Here is a 20196-nt window from a genome sequence, read left to right on the forward strand (position 1 = left end):
CCACCGGCGCCGGCCGTGCCGAGCCGCCGCCGACCCGGTAGGCCGCCGCCCGGCCGCGTGCCCGGCCTTCGAGCATCACCAGCGCGAGCGCGAACACCATCAGCACCAGCGACAGCACGGCGGCCCGCGACGGGTTGAACCCCGAGCGGTACGCGCCGTAGATCACCCACGTGAACACCTCGTAGCGCATGGCGGCGACGGCACCGAAGTCGCTGATCACGTACAGCGCCACCAGCAGCGCGCCTGCCGCGACGGCGGCGCGTACCCGCCGCAGCGTCACCCGGAACAGCACAGCGAGACCGGACAGCCCGAGCGAGCGGGCGACCTCCTCGTGGGCGGGGTCCATCCGGTTCAGGGCCGCCGTGGTGGTCAGCAACACGTACGGATAGCAGCCGAGGGTGAGCACCAGGCACGCGCCCCAGAAGCCGGCCACCGCGGGCTGCACCGACAGCCACAGGAACGCCAGCAGGTAACTCGGAATCGCCAGCGGCAGGGCCAGGACGACGCCGAAGAGCCGCCGGAACGGCACGTCGGTGCGGGTGAGTAGCACCGCGAACCCCACGCCGAGCACCACGCATCCCGCGGTCACCACGACCACCAGCAGCAGTGACCGGCCGACCAGGGCGGCCGTCCGCTGCTGGGCGAGTTCGTCGGCGACGAACGCCCACCCGCGGGCCAGCGCCCGGTCGCCGAGGTAGTACAACGGCAGCAGCGTGGCCGCCGAGACACCCGCGGCGGCGCCGAGCAGCAGCGCGGGCGGCCGACGGCGCACCCCGGCTCGCCGCACCCGGATCAGTTCGTCAGCAACCCGGTTGCGACCAGCATCTCCTGGGTCGCCTCGAGGTCGTCGAGCTGGGACAGGTCCACCGCGGGAGGCTGCAGATCGGCCAGTGGCGGCATGCCCTCGGCGGTGGCGACGCCGGCGACCAGCGGGTACTCCTTGGTCTCGCCGGCGAAGTACTCCTGGGCGGTCTTGCCCACCAGGTAGGCCGCAAATCGTTGCGCCCCAGCAGGATTCGGTGCCGACTTGAGGACGCCGACACCGGCGACGTTGACCAGGCCACCCGGGTCGCCCGGTGCCATGAAATTGTTCTGCGCGGTCACCGCGTCCCCGCCCTTGGCGTCGATCAGCTCGTACAGGTAGTAGTGATTCACCAGACCGAGCGCGACCTCACCCTTGTCCACGGCATCGCGGACCGCGACGTTGTTCTCGTAGGCCTTCGGGTTCTGCGCCTTGAACGCGCGCAGCCACTGCTCGGCTCCCGCATCGCCGCGCACCACCCGCAGGCCGGTGACGAACGACTGCCACGACGCGTTGCTCGGCGCGAACCCGATCTTGTCCTTCCACTCCGGCGCCAGCACGCCGTCGACGGTGTCGGGCGGATTCGGTGCGAGCCGCGGATTGAACACCACCACCCGCGCACGACCGGACACGCCGACCCAGGTGCCGTCGGCCGCCGAATAATTGGCCGGCACGGCTTCCAGTGTCGCGGTGTCGATCTGGGCGAACAGCCCGGCCTTGGCGACCGCGCCGAGCGCCCCGGCGTCCTGGGACAGGAACACGTCGGCGGGCGACTTGTCGCCCTCGGTGATCAGCTGGGCGGCCATCTCCCCGGAACTGGCGTAGCGCGCCTCGACGTTGAGCCCCGTCTCGGCCTTGAACTTCTCCAGCAGCGGCCCGACGAGCTCTTCGCTGCGGCCGGAGTACACCACCAGCGACTCACTCGCGTCGACGGAATCCGAGCCGCCGCAAGCGGTCAGGGACAGCACGGTGGCGGCGGCGCACACCGTGGCCGTGAGGCGTGACAAGGCGAAACGCATGGATCGACCCGCTTTCGTCGTGCGCTGTGAGGCCGCTGTGAACCGACCCGGCTCTGGCAACTTATCACCGAGCGACTGAGGACAGGCTCAGCTCTGGCGACGGGCGGCCGGCTGGTCACCACGAGCGCGCGGGCGGCACAGCGCACCGGTTACCATTGGATTCTCATTCGCCGAACGAGGAAGGGACTACGTGCCGCAGGCACCCGCCGATGGCCCCGGTACCGAACGGGCCTGCCGGGCCGAGCAGCCGTCCCCGGAGCAGTCCGACGCGGAACCCTCCCCTAGTCGGCCGGGCCTCGTGCCCGGCGCCCCCGTGGGGAGAACGCAGTGAGCGTGACCCTGTCGATTCTGTCGATACTGGCCATCATCGTGCTGACCGCGGGCACCGCCGTGTTCGTTGCGGCGGAGTTCTCGCTGACCGCACTGGAGCGCAGCACCGTCGAGGCCAACGCCCGCGACGGCGATCGCCGCGACCTCATGGTCCGCAAGGCCCATCGCACGCTGTCGTTCCAGCTGTCCGGGGCCCAGGTCGGCATCTCCATCACCACGTTGGCCACCGGTTTCCTCGCCGAACCCGTCGTCGCGCGGCTGCTGCAGCCCGGCCTTGACGCCCTCGGCCTGCCCGCCAATGTCGCCAGCGGGTTGGCGCTGGTGCTGGCCATCCTGATCGCCACCTCGGTGTCGATGATCTTCGGCGAACTGGTGCCAAAGAACCTGGCCGTGGCGCGGCCGGTGCCGACCGCGCGCGCGTCGGCGCCGCCGCAACTGCTGTTCTCGATGCTGGCCACCCCGCTCATCCGGATGACCAACGGCACCGCCAACTGGATCCTGCGCCGCCTCGGCATCGAGCCCGCCGAGGAACTCCGCTCGGCCCGCTCGGCGCAGGAACTGATCTCACTGGTGCGCAACTCGGCGCGCAGCGGATCACTGGACCCGGTCACCGCGGTGCTGATGGACCGGTCGCTGCAGTTCGGCGAGCGCACCGCCGAGGAGCTGATGACCCCGCGCACCGAGATCGAGGCGATGCAGGCCGACGACACCGTGGCCGACCTCATCGAGGCGGCGATCGGCACCGGGTACTCGCGCTTCCCGATCGTGGAGGGCGACCTCGACTCGACGATCGGAATGGTGCACGTCAAGCAGGTGTTCGCGATACCGCACGACGAGCGGGCGAGCACCCGGCTGGCGACCTTGGCGCTGCCTGTGGCCACCGTGCCGTCGACGCTCGACGGCGACGCGGTGATGACCCAGATCCGCGCCAACGGCCTGCAGACCGCCCTGGTCGTCGACGAGTACGGCGGCACCGCGGGCATGGTCACCGTCGAAGACCTCATCGAGGAGATCGTCGGCGACGTGCGCGACGAGCACGACGACGCGACCCCCGACGTGCAGCCCGCCGGTGGCGGCTGGAAGGTGTCGGGCCTGCTGCGGATCGACGAGGTGGCCACCGAGACCGGATTCCGGGCGCCCGAAGGCGAATACGAGACGATCGGCGGACTGGTGCTGGAGGAACTCGGCCACATCCCCGAACCCGGGGAGACCGTCGAGCTCACCGCCTTCGACCCGGACACCGTCCTGGACGACCCGGTGCACTGGCTGGCGACCGTGGTGCAGATGGACGGCAGGCGCATCGATCAGCTCGAGCTGACCGAGCTGGGCCGACGCGGCGAGATCGAGGACGAGGAGCGGGACGACTGATGGGCGGCGACCTCTTCGGCGTGCTGCTGACCGTGCTGCTGCTGGCGGCCAACGCGTTCTTCGTCGGCTCGGAGTTCGCGCTGATCTCCGCGCGCCGCGACCGGCTCGAGGCGCTGGTGGAGCAGGGCAAGAGCAGCGCCGTCACCGTCATCCGGGCCGGTGAGAACCTGTCGCTGATGCTGGCCGGCTCCCAGTTGGGCATCACCGTGTGCTCGATCCTGCTCGGCCGGGTGGGCGAGCCCGCGGTGGCTCACCTGCTGGAGAAGCCGTTCGGGCTCGTCGGCATCCCCGACGCGGTGCTGCACACCGTGGCGTTCGTGGTGGCACTCGGCATCGTGGTGACGCTGCACGTCCTGCTCGGTGAGATGGTTCCGAAGAACATCGCCATCGCGGGCCCGGAATCCACGGCGATGCTGCTGATCCCGGTCTACCTGATCTACATCCGGGCGGCTCGGCCGTTCATCGCGTTCTACAACTGGTGCGCCAACAGCACGCTGCGGGCATTCGGGGTGGAGCCGAAGGACGAGCTGGCGGTGGCGGTGTCCACGGTGGAGCTCTCGGAGATGATCGCCGAGTCGGTGTCCGAGGGTCTGCTCGACACCGAGGAGCACACCCGGCTGACCCGCGCGCTGCAGATCCGCAACCGCGTGGTCCGCGATGTGGCGATGCCGCTCAGCGAGATCCACACCGTGTCCGCCACAGCCGCGGACTCCGGCCCGACCGTGGGCGCGGTCGAACGGGCACTCGCCGAGACCGGCTACTCACGCTTCCCCGTCGCGGGGCCGTCCGGCGAGTACGTCGGCTATCTGCACATCAAGGATGTGCTGCCGCTGGTGCACGACCCGGAGGCGGTGCTGGACCGCTCGCTGGTGCGCCCGCTGCTCACGCTGCCCGCGTCGCTTCCGCTGCCCGATGCCCTGACCCGGCTGCGGCGCGACAACAGCCACCTTGCCCTGGTCACCACCGACGGCACGGTGACGGCGATGGTGGCGCTGGAGGACCTGGTCGAGGACCTCGTGGGGACGGTGCGGGACGGCACCCACCGTGTCTGATGTCGCGCTGCGCGCGAAGGCGGCTGACGTGCCACTGCGCGCCGGGACCGAGGTCCTCTCCGAATCCGAGTGGCAGGCACGCGAATCCGCTCATCGGCAACGCGTCGACGCGTTCTGCGCGCCGCATCTGGCCCGCCGGCGCGCCGGCCGGGCGCATCCGGTGTGGGACTTCCTGTTCACCTACTACAACCTGCGGCCGCGTCTGCTGCGCCGCTGGCACCCGGGCTTCGGGGTGGTGCTCGCGGGCGAGTCCGTCGCGCGCCACCTGGACATCGCCGGCTACCACCACACGCCGCAGGGTGTCACCGTCAGCACGGAGTACCTGGCCGGACGGGCCGACACCGTCGGGTTCATCGCCGACCTGCTGACGGCGACCGCCCGGCGGGCACCACGGATGAACTGCTTCGGGCTGCACGAGTGGGCGATGGTGTACCGCGCCCCCGAGGTCCGCCACGCGCAGGTGCCGCTGCGCCTCGGCCCGACGGGCACCGACGCGGTGGTCGAGTCGATGCCGTTGCGCTGCAGCCATTTCGACGCTTTCCGGTTCTTCACCGATGCTGCCGCGGGCCGCAACGCCGAACGCCTCACCCGCGACCGCCAGATCGCCACCGAGCAACCGGGTTGTGTCCATGCCGCGATGGATTGCTACAAATGGGCTTACAAGCTGGGACCGTTGGTGTCCTCCGAGCTGGTGATGGATTGTCTCGAGCTGGCCGCCGACGCGCGGGAGCTGGACATGCGGGCCAGCCCGTACGACCTCAGCGGGTACGGTTTCGACCCGATCGCCGTCGAGACACCGGCGGGTCGGGCGGAGTACGTGCGTGCCCAGCAGGAGATCGCGGAGCGGGCCGCACCGCTGCGAGCCACCCTCGCCGGCAGATGTGACCTGCTGCGCACGGCGGCGCGCGGCGCGGGGGCCGACGTTACCGGTGGGTAAGGTGAGTCAACGCGCGTCGCGTCAGCGGACGTGCCGGTGAGCGAGGAGGAAACGATGACCGATCGCGTCGAGGTGGGAAATCTGCGCGTGGCCCGGGTGCTGTACGACTTCGTCAACGACGAGGCGCTGCCCGGCACCGACATCGACCCGGACAGCTTCTGGTCGGGCGTCGACAAGGTGGTCGCCGACCTCACTCCACGGAACACCGAGCTGCTGGCCCGCCGTGACGACCTGCAGGCGCAGATCGACAAGTGGCACCGCCAGCGCGCGATCGGCCCGCTCGACGCCGACGAGTACCAGCAGTTCCTCACCGACATCGGCTACCTCGCCGGCGATCCGGGTGACTTCACCATCACCACCGAGAACGTGGACGCGGAGATCACCTCGACCGCGGGTCCGCAGCTCGTCGTGCCGGTCACCAACGCCCGGTTCGCCCTCAACGCCGCCAACGCCCGCTGGGGTTCTCTGTACGACGCGCTGTACGGCACCGACGTCATCTCCGAGGAGGACGGCGCCGAACAGGGCAGCGGCTACAACCGGGTGCGTGGCGACAAGGTCATCGCCTACGCCCGCCGGTTCCTCGACGAGAGCGTGCCGCTCGCGACGGGTTCCTGGTCGGACCCGACCGGCTTCAAGATCGACGACGGGCAGCTGCTGGCCGAGCTCGGCGACGGCGAATCCAGCGCGGATGACTCCTCGCGCGAGCGTTCGTCGGTCGGCCTGGCCGACCCCGAACAGTTCGTCGGCTACACCGGCGACTTCGGGTCGCCGCAGTGGTCGTTCCTGCTGCGCCACCACGGCCTGCACATCGAGGTCCTGATCGATCCCGACTCCCCGATCGGTTCCACCGACACCGCGGGCGTCAAGGACGTCGTGCTGGAGTCCGCGGTCACCACGATCATCGACTTCGAGGACGCCGTCGCCGCGGTCGACGCCGACGACAAGACGGCCGCCTACCGCAACTGGCTGGGACTGATGCGGGGTGACCTCTCGGCTCCGGTCAGCAAGGACGGCAAGAGCTTCACGCGGGTGCTCAACGAGGACCGCACGTACACCACCCCGGACGGCGACGGCGAGCTCACGGTGCCCGGCCGCAGCCTGCTGTTCGTGCGCAACGTCGGCCACCTGATGACGAACGACGCGATCGTGGACGCCCAGGGCAACGAGGTCTACGAAGGCGTTCAGGACGCCCTGTTCACCAGCCTGGCCGCGGTCCACGGACTGCGCGCCGGAGGTGGCAACGGTCCGCTGGCCAACAGCCGCACCGGGTCGGTCTACATCGTCAAGCCGAAGATGCACGGACCCGACGAGGTCGCCTACACCGTCGAGCTGTTCAGCCGGGTCGAGGATGTGCTGGGCCTGCCGCAGAACACGCTCAAGGTCGGGATCATGGACGAGGAGCGGCGCACCACGGTCAACCTCAAGGCCTGCATCAAGGCCGCCGCCGACCGGGTGGTGTTCATCAACACCGGCTTCCTGGACCGCACCGGCGACGAGATCCACACCTCCATGGAGGCCGGCCCGATGATCCGCAAGGCGTCGATGAAGAGCCAGCCGTGGATCAAGGCCTACGAGGACAACAACGTCGACATCGGCCTGGCCGCGGGCTTCGTCGGCCGCGCCCAGATCGGCAAGGGCATGTGGGCGATGACCGATCTGATGGGCGACATGGTCGAGCAGAAGATCGGGCAGCCCAAGGCCGGCGCCACCACCGCGTGGGTGCCGTCGCCGACCGCGGCGACGCTGCACGCGATGCACTACCACCAGGTGGACGTGGCCGCCGTGCAGCAGGAACTGGCGGGCAAGCAGCGCGCGAGCCTGGCCGATCTGCTGACCATCCCGCTGGCCAAGGAGCTGGCGTGGGCGCCCGAGGAGATCCGCGAGGAGGTCGACAACAACTGCCAGTCGATCCTGGGCTACGTGGTGCGCTGGATCGACCAGGGAGTGGGCTCGTCGAAGGTGCCCGACATCCACAACGTGGCGCTGATGGAGGACCGTGCCACGCTGCGGATCTCCAGCCAGCTGCTGTCGAACTGGCTGCGGCACGGCGTGATCACCGAGGACGACGTGAAGACCAGCCTGCGCCGGATGGCCGCGGTGGTGGACGAGCAGAACGCGGGCGACGAGAAGTACCTGCCGATGGCGACCGACCCGGAGGGCAGCGTGGCGTTCCAGGCGGCCCAGGAGCTCATCCTGTCCGGCACCGCGCAGCCCAACGGCTACACCGAGCCGATCCTGCATCGCCGCCGGCGCGAGTTCAAGGCCGCTTCGGGCGCCCGCAGCTGACCTGACCCGGCATCCGGGGTCATCGGCGTTGACTAGACTTCGGCGTTGCATTGATGACCGGTCGAAAATGACCGGTCGACGAGACGAACACGGGAGCAGGAATGGGTAGGCACAGCATTCCGGATCCCGAGGACTCCGCGGACGAACCGGAAATCCCGCCGCAGAACGGAACTTCCGCCGAGGATCCGGGAACACCGCATCCGCGTCCGGGGCGCGGCCACGGCGAACCCGGGCCGCCTGCGGAGTACCGGCGACCGGACTACGGGGACCGGCGCGGCCAGGATCCGGGCTACCCGGACCAGGACCCGGATCACGACGCGGACGACTATCCGGCCGACGACTTCCCGACGACCGCGCACCGCCGCACCGAGTACTCGGACGCAAACGGGCGGGACACCGACTACCGGGACGCCGGCTACGGCGATCCCGGCCACCGGGCTCCCGGCTTCCGGGACTCCGGCTACCGCGATCCCGACTACCGCGATCCCGAGCACGATCAACCCGATCTGCAGGACCACGGATTCGGCGCGTCCCGTGACCACCGCCGCGACGAATACGGCGGCTTCCGCGGCGATGACCATCCCGATGACCACCCCGATGACGACGTCGACGACGACTACGACGACGACTACGGGCCCGGCGGCCCGCCGCCGTCCACACCGGCAGGCCCCCAGCACAGCGGTGACTGGGACGGCGGGGAATGGACAGGCAGCCACCGCGCCGTCGCGTCCGGGCGGCGCGGTGTCAGCGTCGGCGTGATCGCCGCCCTGGTGACCGTCGTCGTGGTGGTGGCCGCCGTCATCCTGTGGCGCTTCTTCGGTGATGCGCTGTCCGACCGCAGCGACGTCGCGGCCGCGCGCTGCGTCGACGGTGAACTCACCGTGGCCGTGCTGGCCGACCCGTCCATCGCACCGCAGATCGAGACACTGGCCAACGGATACAACGAGACGGCGAGCCCGGTCGGCGACCGCTGCGTGAAGATCGGTGTCAAGCCAGCAGGATCGGACCAGGTGGTCAACGGGTTCACCGGGGACTGGCCGGCCGACCTCGGTGAACGGCCCGCGCTGTGGGTCCCCGCCAGCAGCATCTCCGCGGCGCGCCTCGAGGCCGCTTCCGGGCCGCAGACCATCGACGACAGCCGGTCGCTGGTCACCTCGCCGGTGCTGCTGGCCGTCCGTCCGCAGATGAGAGCCGCGCTCGGACAGCAGAACTGGTCGACCCTGCCCAGGCTGCAGACCAACCCGACCGGTCTCGACGGGCTCAACCTGCCCGGGTGGGGTTCGCTGAAGCTGGCGCTTCCGCGCAGCGGTGACAGCGACGCGTCCTACCTCGCCGCCGAGGCGGTCGCCGCCGCGTCGGCCCCGCCGGGCGCACCGGCGAGTGGCGGGATGTCCGCGGTCAACACGCTGCTGGCGGGCCAGCCGAAACTGGCCGACGACAAAGCGGGTACGGCGATCGACGCGCTGGTGAAGGCGCCCGACCCGGCGACGGCCCCGGTGCATGCGGTCGCGGTCACCGAGCAGCAGCTGTTCCAGCGCGGCGCGTCACTGCCCAATGCGAAGAACACGCTGGCGTCCTGGCTGCCGCCCGGCCCGACGGCCACCGCCGACTACCCCACCGTTCTGCTGTCCGGCGACTGGCTGTCCAAGGAGCAGGTCGCGGCGGCCAGTGAGTTCGCCCGCTTCATGCGCAAACCCGAGGGGCTCGCCGAACTGGCCAAGGCCGGCTTCCGCGCCGAGGGCGCCACCCCGCCTGCCAGCGATGTCACGGCGTTCGCGCCGGTGTCGGCGCCGCTGTCCATCGGCGACAGCGCGATGCGCGCCACCATGGCCGACGCGTTGACCGCACCTGCGAAGGGTTCAGCGGTCACGATCATGCTCGACCAGTCGATGCCCGCCGCCGAGGGCAACAACTCGCGGATGGGCAACGTCGTCAACGCCCTGATCCCCCGCATCGACGCGCTGCCGCCGACCGCGGCCGTCGGACTGTGGACCTTCGACGGCGCAGCCGGCTCCTCGCGGGTGCCGATGGGCCCGCTGTCGGAGCCCGTCGGAGGCACACCGCGTTCGCAGAATCTGACGACGACACTGGATTCGTTGGCGTCGACGTCGGGCGGCGCCGTCTCGTTCACCACGCTGCGTCTGGTCTACAACGAGGCGCTCGCGAACTTCCGGCCAGGACAACCCAATTCGGTGTTGGTGATCACCGAGGGCCCGCACACGGACCAGTCGCTGGACGGGGCGGGACTTCAGGCGTTCGTCCGGGAGGCCTTCGACCCCGCGCGTCCGGTGGCGGTGAACGTCATCGACTTCGGCTCCGACTCCGATCAGGCCACCTGGGAGGCCGTCGCGCAGACCACCCGCGGCACCTACCAGAACCTGGGCACCTCCAGTTCCCCCGACCTGACCGGCGCGATCACCCGCTTCCTCGGCTGAGCCCCGGCGACACCGGGTGACGCCGGTGACTCGGGTAGCGCACTACTCGTGCCAGAGCGCTCCGGCGCGCCGACCCTGAGCGCATGGGCAACAAATATTCCGTCAAGGCAGGCGACACCCTGTGGGGCATCGCCGAACAGTTCTACGGTGACGGCCGCCGTCACAGGGTGATCGCGGTGGCCAACGACCTTGCCGACCCCGACGACATCGTCGTCGGCCAGGAGTTGGCGATCCCCTACGTCACGTACCGCTACCAGGTCCGCGCCGGTGACAGGAAGGCCGATCTGGCGCGGCGCTTCTACCACGACGTAGCGATGAGCGGGGTCTACGAGGTCGCCAGCGGGGCCGCGCAGCGTCCGCTCGAGGTCGGCGAGTGGCTGGTGGTGCCAGACCTGGCCGACGCCGGGCACCACACGATGGCCGAGGGGGAAACTCTGGAGACCCTCGCGGACGACTGGTACGGCGTCCCGACGTTCTGGACGATCATCGCGATCGCCAACCGGCTGGGCGGCTCCGTCCACCCGCCCGGGACCCTGCTGACCCGGCCGCGGATGAACCGGCGCCGCAGCGTGGTCCGCGGCGACACCCTGTGGCGGCTGGCCACCGACGAGTACGGCGACTACGGCGCGGACCGCACGCTGACCGCGGTGAAGCTGACCGCCGCGGCCAACCTGATCACCGATCCCGACCATGTCGAGGTCGGGCAGGTCGTGCACTTCCCGTCGATGTGGCCCTGAATCAGGCGAACGCCTCGACCGGCGGGCACGAGCACACCAGGTTGCGGTCGCCGTAGGCGCCGTCGATGCGGCGCACCGGTGGCCACACCTTCGGCCGGTGACCCTTGCCGAGCGGGTAGGCGGCCTCCTCGCGGGTGTACGGGTGGTCCCAGTCCGCCACCAGCAGGCACTCCGCGGTGTGCGGTGCGCCGCGCAGCGGGTTGTCGTCGACCGACCACTCCCCCGATCCGACACGGTCGATCTCCGCGCGGATGGCGATCATGGCCGCGATGAAGGCGTCGACCTCGGTCAGGCTCTCACTCTCGGTGGGCTCCACCATCAGGGTGCCGGCCACCGGGAAGCTCATCGTCGGAGCATGGAAACCGTAGTCCGCCAACCGTTTCGCGACATCGTCGACGGTGACGCCGGTCTGCTTGGTGATGGGGCGCAGATCCAGGATGCACTCGTGGGCGACCATGCCGTTCTCGCCGGTGTAGAGCACCGGGTAGTACTCGTCGAGCCGGCGGGCGATGTAGTTGGCCGAGGCGATCGCCGTCAACGACGCCGCACGCAGTCCCGCGGCCCCCATCATCCGGATGTAGGCCCAGGTGATCGGCAGGATTGACGCCGATCCGTACGGCGCGGCCGACACGGTGTAGTCGTCACCGAGTTCGTCGGCCAGCGGGTGGCCGGGCAGGTAGGGCGCCAGATGCGACCGCACCGCCACCGGACCGACGCCGGGGCCGCCGCCGCCGTGCGGGATGCAGAACGTCTTGTGCAGGTTCAGGTGGCTGACGTCGCCGCCGAACCGGCCCGGGCGCGCCAGACCCACCAGCGCGTTGAGGTTGGCGCCGTCGACGTAGACCTGACCGCCCGCGTCGTGCACGGCAGCGCAGATGTCGGCGACGTCGTGTTCGTACACCCCGTGCGTGGAGGGATAGGTGATCATCAGCGCCGCAAGGCGTTCCGCGTGCTCGGCCACCTTGGCCCGCAGGTCGTCGAGGTCCACGTCACCGTTGGGGCGGCAGGCCACCACCGCCACCCGCATACCCGCCAGCGCCGCCGACGCCGCGTTGGTGCCGTGCGCACTCGACGGGATCAGGCAGATGTTCCGTTCGGCGTCACCGCGGCTGAGGTGGTAGGCCTGGATCGCCAGCAGTCCGGCGTACTCGCCCTGCGAGCCGGCGTTGGGCTGCAGCGAGATCTCGTCGTAGCCGGTGATGCCGGTCAACCACTCCTGCAGATCGGCGATCAGCCTGCGCAGGCCCGGGGTGTCCGAGGCGGCGGCGAACGGGTGCTGACGGGCGAACTCCGGCCAGGTGATGGGTTCCATCTCGGCGGCCGCATTGAGTTTCATCGTGCACGACCCGAGCGGGATCATGCTGCGGTCCAGGGCGATGTCCTTGTCCGCCAGCGACCGCAGGTACCGCATCATCTCGGTCTCGGTGCGGTACCGCGAGAACGCCGGATGGGTCATGAATTCCGAAGTGCGGGTGGCGATCTCGGGCCCGGTGAAGGGCGCGCCGCCGCGGTCGGCGCCGAACGCCGACAGCACCGTCGCGACGTGCTCGGCGGTGGTGGCCTCGTCGCAGGAGACCGAGACGTGGTCGGCGTCGACCTGCCAGACGTTGATGCCGCTCGCCTTGGCCTCGTCGCGGACCTGCGCGGCGCGACCCGGCACGCGGGCGAGCACGGTGTCGAAGAAGGCGTCGTGCACCACCTCCACCCCGGCATCGGCCAGTCCGGTGGCGACGGCGCGGGCGTGTCCGTGCACCCGTCGCGCGATCGACGTCAGCCCCTCGGGGCCGTGATAGCTGGCATACATCGCGGCGATCACCGCGAGCAGCACCTGTGCGGTGCAGATGTTGCTGGTGGCCTTGTCGCGGCGGATGTGCTGTTCGCGGGTCTGCAGCGCCAGCCGGTACGCCGGCGAGCCGTCCGCGTCGACGGACACCCCGACCAGCCGGCCGGGAAGCTGCCGGGCGTGCTTGGTGTGCACCGCGAGGTAGCCGGCGTGCGGTCCGCCGAAGCCCATCGGCACGCCGAACCGCTGGGTGGTGCCGAACGCGACGTCGGCGCCGAACTCGCCGGGCGGGGTGATCAGGGTCAGCGCGAGCAGGTCTGCGCCGAAGGCGACCAGCGCCCCGCGTTCGTGCGCCTCGGTGACCAGTGCCGACCAGTCCACCACCGCCCCGCTCGCGCCGGGCAGCTGGGCGACGACGCCGAAGAAGTCGCCGTCGGGCAGTCCGTCGCGCAGGTCCGCGGTGACGATCTCGATGCCCAGCGGTGCGGCCCGGGTGGCGAGCACCGCCGCGGTCTGGGTGTAGACGTCCACGTCGACGGCCAGCCGGTGGGACTTGCTCTTACCCGCCCGCTGCATCAGCGTCATCGCCTCGGCGGCGGCCGTGCCCTCGTCGAGCATCGACGCGTTGGACACCTCGAGGCCCGTCAGGTCGCAGACCATGGTCTGGAAGTTGAGCAGGGCCTCCAGCCGGCCCTGGCTGATCTCCGGTTGGTAGGGGGTGTAGGCGGTGTACCACGCGGGGTTCTCGAGGATGTTGCGGCGCAGCACCGGCGGCGTCAACGTGTCGAAGTAGCCCTGCCCGATCATCGACACGGCCACGGTGTTCGAGTCCGCCAGCGCGCGCAGTTCGGCGAGCGCCTCCTGCTCGGAGGCCGGCGGCGGCAGCTGCTCCAGCCCGGGCGCCACGCCGTCGGCCGACAGCGCGTCGATGATGTCCGCGGGGAGCGCCTTGTCGGCGAGTTCCTGCAGCGACGCCACACCGATGGTGTCGAGCATCGTGGCGACGGCGTCGGCATCGGGGCCGATGTGCCGGTCGGCGAAACGGGTGGGGTGGGTGTCAACCACTGGTCAGCACTCCTGACGCGTGAGGGCGGAAACCGCTGCGTACCGCTCGGGTTCCTCTCCCTCTGTCGTCGGTGCCTGAGAGATTCGGCGCGAGCGCCTTTCCCCATGGGCGGGTGGACGGCCGCCGTGCCCGGTGGGCCCACCACTTTCCAGAGGCATCGGGGTCACGCGCGGTCCTGGGTGCCTGAGAGGTTGACGGAGAGGTGTTGCTCCTTCGGCGCCCGTGACCTACAGCCACGGATCTCTCCCGCGTGTGGGCGATGCGTCGACCAGTCTAGCGGTCGGCCGATGCCGTCGCCGTGCACCGCGTGTCGCGCGGCGCAGAAGTGGTGCCCGGTCAGCCGATCTTGCGGTCGCGGTGCTTGCGCCGCGACGCGAGCTCGTCCTCGGGAGCGGCGATCGACTCGCCGCCGTCGGCCCGCTCGCCGGGGAAGTCCGCGATCGCGCCGGTCAGTTCCCGCATCGCGCCGGAGACGGCGATGCCGAACACGCCCTGGCCGCCCTGCAGCAGGTCGACCACCTCCTCGGCGGAGGTGCACTCGTAGACGGTGGTGCCGTCGGAGAACAGCGTGATGTTGGCCAGGTCGCTGACGCCGCGCTGACGCAGGTGCTCGACGGCCACCCGGATGTTGTGCAGCGAGATGCCGGTGTCCAGCAGTCGCTTGACGATCTTGAGGACCAGGATGTCCTTGAACGAGTACAGCCGCTGGCTGCCCGACCCTGCGGCGCCCCGGATGGAGGGCACCACCAGCGAGGTGCGGGCCCAGTAGTCCAGCTGCCGGTAGGTGATGCCGGCGATCTGGCAGGCGCTCGGCCCGCGGTAGCCGACGAGTTCGTCGGGCACCGAGTCGTCGGGGAACAGGCCGCCCTGGACGGGTTCGCCGACCGGTGCGGTGGCCGGGTTGGCCGCCCTCTCGCCGGAGGACAGATCCAGCTGCTCCTGACGTGGCGTGTCGCCCACTATGGAATCCTCTCGCCGACCGAACCCGCTCGCGGGGAAACTGCGTTGACCTGCACTGCAGTCCACCTGCCACGAGTCCGAATGTGTCCGAGCATACGCTTTCCGACGGCCGGTGACTGCCCGTCGCCCTCAAAGTATGGCGGCCTGCTCCACCGTTGCCGGGCACCTGCGCCGCGTGTCGACGCCGGAGTCGCCAGTTGAGACGCATCCGTGACCATCGACGGAGCCACGGCCGGAATCAGGTCGCCTTGAAGTCGTCGGGCGACACGCTGTCCAGGAACTCCTTGAACTTCTCCACCTCGTCCTCACGGACGGCGCCCGCGGCCTCCTCGTCGTTCTCGTCGGGGATCAGCAGGCCGGCCTCGGCCAGCACCGCCTCCTCGACGTAGATCGGGACGCCGACGCGCAACGCGATCGCCACCGAATCCGACGGCCGCGCCGACACCTTGATGTCGCGGTCGAAGACGAGGTCGGCGTAGAAGGTGCCCTCCTGCAGGTCGACGATGCGGACCTCGCGCAGTGAGTGCCCGAGCGCGGCGATCAGGTCGCGGATCAGGTCGTGGGTCAGCGGCCGGGCCGGCTCGACCCCCTGCTGCTCGAGTGCGATCGCGGCGGCTTCGGACTGACCGATCCAGATCGGCAGGTACCGGTCACCGTTGGATTCGCGCAGCAGCAGCACCGGCTGGTTCTGAGGCTGTTCCACGCGAATGCCGACCACCCGTACCTCAGCCATCAGTGTCTGCCCTCCGCACCCGGTGTGCCGCTAACCGTTCGGGGCCCAGCGGGCCCCGGACGCGACGAAAAAGCCGTCACGGCGAGTCTAATCCTCACCGATCCAGTACGTCGCGTACGGCCGACTTGATCAATGACGTGTGCAAGGTGATCGCCAGGGCCGCCACCTCGCGGGCGAGGTCGTCGGCCCGGTCACGGGCTCCGGCCTGACTGCCTTTGCCGACGGGACCCGCGATTTGGGCGATCAGGTCGGACTGGCGGTCCGCCGCCGACCGGAACGCCCGCAGGTGCCGCGGCTCGACGCCGTATTCGGCGAGCGCCCGGGCGCACTGCGCGATCACCACGGAATGCTCGTCGAAGAATCCGCCGGGCCCGGTGGTGATGACGCCGCTCTTGACCAGTGCGGTCAGCAGCTCCTCCGCCACACCGGATCGCGTGAGCAGGTCCTCGCGGCTCAACCGGACCTGCGTGCGTGCCACCCCCGACGCCGCCGCGCCGTCGGCGGTGTCCCCGGCGTCACCGTCCGCCGGCACCAGCCGCGGCACCCCGTAGGGCGACTTGGGTTGCGGCAGCTCGCCGTCCGGTTGTGCGTCCAGCTGCGCCTTGATCACCTTCAGGGGCAGGTACTGGTCCCGCTGGGCGGTCAGCACGAACCGCAGCCGTGCGCAGTCGTATGCCGTGAACCGCCGGTAGCCCGACGCGGTGCGCTCCGGTGTGACCAGACCCTCGGCCTCGAGGAACCGGATCTTGGAGATGGTCACGTCCGGGAAGTCCGGTCGCAGCAGATCGAGGACCGCTCCGATCGACATCCCGGAGAACGCGGGGGTGTCGGGGGCGGTCACGGTCAGCTGCCCGGGCCGCTGTCGTCGTCGGTCTTGGGGCCGGTCAGGAAGACCAGGCGGAACTTGCCGATCTGCACCTCGTCGCCGTTGGCCAGCACGGCCGAGTCGACCGGTTCGCGGTTGACGTAGGTGCCGTTGAGGCTGCCGACGTCGACGACCTGGAACTCGCCGGACTCGAGCCGGAACTCTGCGTGACGGCGGCTGACCGTGACGTCGTCGAGGAAGATGTCGCTGTCGGGGTGACGGCCGGCCGACGTGGTCGGCTGGTCGAGCAGGAAGCGCGATCCGGCGTTGGGTCCCCTCTTGACGACCAGCAACGCCGAGCCGACGGGCAGTCCCTCGACCCCGGAGACCGAACCTTCGGCGCTCGCGCTCGCCGGTGCATCGAGTTCGTTGAGGAAGTCGGCGCGGAACACCGAAGTCGTCTCGACAGTGACTTCGTCAGACGTCTGATCTGCTCCGGAACTGCTGTCCTTCTCCGTCACCCGCTGCTCCTTACTGGCTGCTGTGGCGTCATCCGGCCGGTGCTCCGGCCGTCATTTGTCCTTGGTCGACCGTACCGCGCAGTGCGCCTCGTTGTACCCACCACCGCCGGATCGGCCAGTCGTGGGCCGTCACCGCGTCAGGTCGGTCGAACTTGTCCGCACGACCCTAACAACTGCTACTCGGTCACGGTGGCGCGGTAGCCGTCCGCGTCGAGCAGGCCGTCGAGGCCGCCGTCGTCGGATCCGCTCGACAGCTGCAGATCGACCAGCCAGCCCTCGCCATACGGATCGGAGTTGACCAGCTGCGGCGTGCCCTCCAGATCACCGTTGACGGCAACCACTTTCGCGGTGACCGGGGCGTAGAGGTCGGAAACGGACTTCGTCGACTCCACCTCGCCGAAGGAATCGCCCGCGGCCACCTCGGCGCCGACGTCGGGCAGTTGCACGAACACCACGTCGCCGAGCGCGGCCTGGGCGTAGTCGGTGATGCCGACCCGCACGGTGTCGTCACCGGTGCGCTGAACCCACTCGTGTTCCTCGGTGTACAACAGGTCGGACGGGATCTCGCTCACGCTGCTCCTCGAGGGGTCGTGCTCTGCCGGTTCACTTGACCGGCTGAGCGTATTGGCGGGGTTTCGGTTGCCGCAAGGCGGTGACGTCGACGCGCTCGGCCTGTTGTACCACCATCGTCCCGCCGACCCGTTCGACGCTGTCCATCGCCCCGCCCGGGATGTTCATCGCTGCGGCAAGGGTCGGCGGATCACCAATGGCCAGAACCGAATACGGCGGATTGAGAGTGACGCCGTCGACGTCGAGGGCGCCGGGTGTGCCCACCATCCAGGTGTCCACCCCCACCCGCACCGGAACCGGTTGGCCGTCGCGGGTGCCGCGGATCTCCATGGCCTCCGCCCCGGCGTTGCGCAGCTCGTTGATGACGTCGAGCATCGTCTCGGCCGGCACGCCCGGTGTGGTGTCGGTGATGGTGAGCACCACGCCCGGGCCGGTCGCGGCGACCGTGCCGATCAGGATCGACAGTGCGGCGAGGCGGGCCTGGGCGTTCTCGATGGCGGCGGCGTCGCTGCTGCCGGACGCCTGCAGTTGCTCCAGCGTCCGGCGCAGGTCGTTGACTTCGGTGTTGAGCGCCGCCTCGCGCTGCTGCAGCGAGTCCAGCAGCACCAGCAGGTCCGCGGGCCGCGCGGTCTCCAGCGAGTCGCCGGACTCGTTCTGCCGGACCTGCGTCACGATCGCCGCACCGAGCACCACGCACAGCAGGATCGCGAGCGCGCCGAACACGATCTGGCTGCGACCGCGCCGGAACACGCCCGCGACGCCGCCGGGTCGCAGGTCGCCGATGGGCCGGGGCGGCTCGTCGGGGGGCAGCTCGTGTCGGCCGTGGTGCTGCGCCGGTTCCTCGTGGCGGCCGGGCGTGTCGTCAGGGGAATCGGTGCTCATGCTCAGGCGCCGAACAGTCTGCGCCGCAAGGCGGCGGCGTTGCCGAAGATGCGGATGCCGAGCACCACGATGATGGCCGTCGACAACTGGGTGCCGACGCCCAGCTGGTCGCCGACGTAGACGATGAGTGCGGCGACGAGCACATTGAACACGAACGAGATCACGAACACCTTCGAGTCGAAGATCCGCTCGAGGTAGGCCCGCAGTCCGCCGAACACCGCGTCCAGTGCGGCCACCACGGCGATCGGCAGGTACGGCTCGACGAACTCCGGCACGTCCGGCCGGAACACCAGGCCCAACACGATGCCGATGACGAGTGCCGCGATCCCGATCATGTGTGTCCGTTCATCCCCGGTGTGCTCACTGCTGTCCGATCTGCTTGGCGAAGTGGACATCTCGCACCGCGCCCGCAGGCAGTGCGAGGTCGTCGGCCGTGCCGACGCCGACACCGACGCCGTAGGCGGCTTCGAGCAGCCGCAGTCGCTGCAGGCCCGGAGTGCGGTCGAAGATCTCCGTCATGCTCGGCGGCCCCACCGCGAGGATGGTGTACGGGCTGGTGATCGGCTGGTTGTCCACCAGGATCCCGCCGCCGGCCTGCCGCACGGTGACGTTGGGTCCGATGCGCACCCCACCCACCGAGATCGCCTCGGCGCCGCTCACCCACAGCGAGTTGACCACCAGCTGCAGGTCGCGGTCGAGGATTACCTGCCTGCTGCCGGCCACGCGCTGCTTCGACACGTCGCTGAGGTCCTCGGCCACGCCCGGATCGGTGACGGTCACCGTCAGTCCCGGACCGGTCACCGCGGTGGCGGCGGCGGCGAACGTGGCACCGTCCAGGTTGTCCAGCAGCCGACGGCCCAGCGCGTCGCCCTCGAGCCGGCTGCGCCTGTCGGCGTCCACCTGTGCGGCGAGCGCGTCACGCTCGGCCGCGAGGCCGTCGTCGGTGGTCTCGGCCGAACGGACGCTGCCGGCCAGTACCTGCTGGGTCTCCCGTGCGGCGGGCGCGGCGGTCTGGGCCTGCGCCGCCGCGATGGCGAACACCGCCGCCACCGCGGCGGCCGCGAGGACCTGCCAGGTCCATTCCGGCAGCCTGCCGCGCGGTCCTTCGGCGGCCCGGCGCTCGGCGGCCGCCGCATATCCGGGGTCGAGGTGGTCCGACAGCAGGGACCGCAGCAACGAGGGCACCGGGATCAGCGTCGGCGCATCCGCTTCGTGCACGTTGCGCCCGGCCTCCGGGTCGTATCCGCCGAGCGCCCGGCTGCGGTCAGCCACCGGAGTGCACCCTCGGCATCCGGCGCAGCACCATCGCGAACTGGATCAGGTAGAGCACGGCCGACCACAGGTAGAGCGCGAGGCCCCAGATCAGGAACGCCCACCCGATCGCCAGCACCACCCTGCTCCACAGCGCCGGGTCCGGGCCGACCGGCTGCCCGAGCAGCACCAGCGGGAAGCCCGACATGAGTGCGAACGTCGCGGCCTTGCCCAGGTAGGTCACCGGCAGCGCGGTCAGCCCGCGGGGACGCAGCAGCGGCAGCGTCGCAGCGAGCACGGCGTCGCGCCCGATCAGGGTGAGCACCACCCACCACGGCACGCTTCCGTGCACCGCCAGCGCGATCGGCACCGTCACCATGTAGATCCGGTCGACCAGTGGATCGAGCAGTTCGCCCAGCCGCGACGACTGGTTGTCCACCAGCCGGGCGATCTTGCCGTCGGCCCAGTCGGAGAAGCCGCTGAACATCAGCAGCGCGACCGCCCACGCGTTGGCGTGCACCACCAGCAGCAGCCACAGGAACACCGGCACCAGCAGCAACCGCAGCACGGACAGTGCGTTGGGGATCGTCAGCACCCGGTCGCGCGGCGCCGGATTCGCTGCGTCTCTGCCCGCGTCACCCCCGGATGCCTGGGACATG

18 protein-coding genes and 2 riboswitches are annotated in these 20196 nt (G+C 70.2%); of the genes, 6 read left to right on the forward strand and 12 right to left on the reverse strand.

Features of this window, described 5'->3' with window-relative positions; all coding sequences use genetic code 11:
* Together H7I41_RS01705 and H7I41_RS01710 are read right to left on the reverse strand one after the other, a co-directional pair.
* Positions 1-772, reverse strand: a 772-nt coding sequence (locus H7I41_RS01705) for an ABC transporter permease (RefSeq protein WP_264010824.1), incomplete at its 3' end; no start/stop codon positions are given.
* A gap of 20 nt (positions 773-792) precedes the next feature.
* On the reverse strand, positions 793-1821 hold the full coding sequence (locus H7I41_RS01710) for an iron ABC transporter substrate-binding protein (protein WP_264010825.1): 1029 nt from the start codon (positions 1819-1821) through the stop codon (positions 793-795).
* Between the two features lie 327 nt (positions 1822-2148).
* On the opposite strand from H7I41_RS01710, the gene H7I41_RS01715 reads away from it, so the two are divergent.
* The 6 genes from H7I41_RS01715 to H7I41_RS01740 all read left to right on the forward strand — a co-directional run bounded on the left by H7I41_RS01715 (position 2149) and on the right by H7I41_RS01740 (position 10966).
* Positions 2149-3519: a hemolysin family protein gene (locus H7I41_RS01715; RefSeq protein ID WP_264010826.1), complete on the forward strand. Its 1371-nt coding sequence runs from the start codon at positions 2149-2151 to the stop codon at positions 3517-3519.
* Entirely contained in the window at positions 3519-4571 is a 1053-nt protein-coding gene (locus H7I41_RS01720; protein ID WP_264010827.1) for a hemolysin family protein, read from the forward strand. The genes H7I41_RS01715 and H7I41_RS01720 overlap by 1 nt, the downstream gene beginning before the upstream one ends.
* The gene (locus H7I41_RS01725) at positions 4564-5508 is read left to right on the forward strand and encodes a 3-methyladenine DNA glycosylase (RefSeq protein WP_264010828.1); all 945 of its coding nucleotides are present in this window, start codon (positions 4564-4566) and stop codon (positions 5506-5508) included. The genes H7I41_RS01720 and H7I41_RS01725 overlap by 8 nt, the downstream gene beginning before the upstream one ends.
* A gap of 54 nt (positions 5509-5562) precedes the next feature.
* On the forward strand, positions 5563-7794 hold the full coding sequence (locus H7I41_RS01730) for a malate synthase G (protein ID WP_264010829.1): 2232 nt from the start codon (positions 5563-5565) through the stop codon (positions 7792-7794).
* 101 nt (positions 7795-7895) lie between these two features.
* The gene (locus H7I41_RS01735) at positions 7896-10229 is read left to right on the forward strand and encodes a substrate-binding domain-containing protein (RefSeq protein WP_264010830.1); all 2334 of its coding nucleotides are present in this window, start codon (positions 7896-7898) and stop codon (positions 10227-10229) included.
* An 83-nt stretch (positions 10230-10312) separates the two neighbouring features.
* On the forward strand, positions 10313-10966 hold the full coding sequence (locus H7I41_RS01740; RefSeq protein ID WP_264010831.1) for a LysM peptidoglycan-binding domain-containing protein: 654 nt from the start codon (positions 10313-10315) through the stop codon (positions 10964-10966).
* Position 10967: 1 nt separating this feature from the next.
* On the opposite strand, the gene gcvP is transcribed toward H7I41_RS01740, so the two are convergent.
* The 10 genes from gcvP to H7I41_RS01790 form a co-directional block, all read right to left on the reverse strand.
* Positions 10968-13814, reverse strand: coding sequence for an aminomethyl-transferring glycine dehydrogenase (gene gcvP / locus H7I41_RS01745; RefSeq protein ID WP_264010832.1), 2847 nt, complete (start codon positions 13812-13814; stop codon positions 10968-10970).
* Between the two features lie 52 nt (positions 13815-13866).
* A riboswitch (glycine riboswitch) is annotated at positions 13867-13975 on the reverse strand.
* A riboswitch (glycine riboswitch) is annotated at positions 13976-14074 on the reverse strand.
* Positions 14075-14151: 77 nt separating this feature from the next.
* On the reverse strand, positions 14152-14775 hold the full coding sequence (locus tag H7I41_RS01750) for a MerR family transcriptional regulator (protein ID WP_264010833.1): 624 nt from the start codon (positions 14773-14775) through the stop codon (positions 14152-14154).
* A 238-nt stretch (positions 14776-15013) separates the two neighbouring features.
* Positions 15014-15508, reverse strand: coding sequence for a bifunctional nuclease family protein (locus tag H7I41_RS01755; RefSeq protein ID WP_264010834.1), 495 nt, complete (start codon positions 15506-15508; stop codon positions 15014-15016).
* A gap of 94 nt (positions 15509-15602) precedes the next feature.
* Positions 15603-16349 carry a transcriptional regulator FtsR gene (ftsR, locus tag H7I41_RS01760; RefSeq protein WP_264010835.1) on the reverse strand — a complete coding sequence of 249 codons (747 nt, stop codon included), beginning with the start codon at positions 16347-16349 and terminating at the stop codon, positions 15603-15605.
* Between the two features lie 2 nt (positions 16350-16351).
* Entirely contained in the window at positions 16352-16834 is a 483-nt protein-coding gene (gene garA, locus H7I41_RS01765) for a glycogen accumulation regulator GarA (RefSeq protein WP_264010837.1), read from the reverse strand.
* Positions 16835-17010: 176 nt separating this feature from the next.
* Complete coding sequence (gene gcvH / locus H7I41_RS01770) at positions 17011-17406, reverse strand: glycine cleavage system protein GcvH (RefSeq protein WP_264010838.1); 396 nt, start codon at positions 17404-17406, stop codon at positions 17011-17013.
* A 31-nt stretch (positions 17407-17437) separates the two neighbouring features.
* On the reverse strand, positions 17438-18286 hold the full coding sequence (locus H7I41_RS01775) for a DUF881 domain-containing protein (protein WP_264010839.1): 849 nt from the start codon (positions 18284-18286) through the stop codon (positions 17438-17440).
* 2 nt (positions 18287-18288) lie between these two features.
* A complete protein-coding gene (locus H7I41_RS01780; RefSeq protein ID WP_264010840.1) occupies positions 18289-18621 on the reverse strand; it encodes a small basic family protein in 333 nt (110 codons plus the stop codon).
* A 25-nt stretch (positions 18622-18646) separates the two neighbouring features.
* Positions 18647-19558: a DUF881 domain-containing protein gene (locus H7I41_RS01785; protein WP_264010841.1), complete on the reverse strand. Its 912-nt coding sequence runs from the start codon at positions 19556-19558 to the stop codon at positions 18647-18649.
* Complete coding sequence (locus H7I41_RS01790; RefSeq protein ID WP_264010842.1) at positions 19551-20195, reverse strand: CDP-alcohol phosphatidyltransferase family protein; 645 nt, start codon at positions 20193-20195, stop codon at positions 19551-19553. The genes H7I41_RS01785 and H7I41_RS01790 overlap by 8 nt, the downstream gene beginning before the upstream one ends.
* Position 20196: the final 1 nt, after the last annotated feature.

Source organism: [Mycobacterium] manitobense, from assembly GCF_025821665.1.
Classification (GTDB): domain Bacteria; phylum Actinomycetota; class Actinomycetes; order Mycobacteriales; family Mycobacteriaceae; genus Mycobacterium; species Mycobacterium arseniciresistens.

What these genes read in the sequence shown, in the direction of transcription:
- H7I41_RS01710 (WP_264010825.1), bottom strand. Translation starts at nt 1,821, where the DNA reads ATGCGTTTCGCCTTGTCACGCCTCACGGCCACGGTGTGCGCCGCCGCC.
- H7I41_RS01720 (WP_264010827.1), top strand. Translation starts at nt 3,519, where the DNA reads ATGGGCGGCGACCTCTTCGGCGTGCTGCTGACCGTGCTGCTGCTGGCG.
- H7I41_RS01730 (WP_264010829.1), top strand. Translation starts at nt 5,563, where the DNA reads ATGACCGATCGCGTCGAGGTGGGAAATCTGCGCGTGGCCCGGGTGCTG.
- H7I41_RS01735 (WP_264010830.1), top strand. Translation starts at nt 7,896, where the DNA reads ATGGGTAGGCACAGCATTCCGGATCCCGAGGACTCCGCGGACGAACCG.
- H7I41_RS01740 (WP_264010831.1), top strand. Translation starts at nt 10,313, where the DNA reads ATGGGCAACAAATATTCCGTCAAGGCAGGCGACACCCTGTGGGGCATC.
- H7I41_RS01755 (WP_264010834.1), bottom strand. Translation starts at nt 15,508, where the DNA reads ATGGCTGAGGTACGGGTGGTCGGCATTCGCGTGGAACAGCCTCAGAAC.
- H7I41_RS01775 (WP_264010839.1), bottom strand. Translation starts at nt 18,286, where the DNA reads ATGAGCACCGATTCCCCTGACGACACGCCCGGCCGCCACGAGGAACCG.
- H7I41_RS01780 (WP_264010840.1), bottom strand. Translation starts at nt 18,621, where the DNA reads ATGATCGGGATCGCGGCACTCGTCATCGGCATCGTGTTGGGCCTGGTG.
- H7I41_RS01790 (WP_264010842.1), bottom strand. Translation starts at nt 20,195, where the DNA reads ATGTCCCAGGCATCCGGGGGTGACGCGGGCAGAGACGCAGCGAATCCG.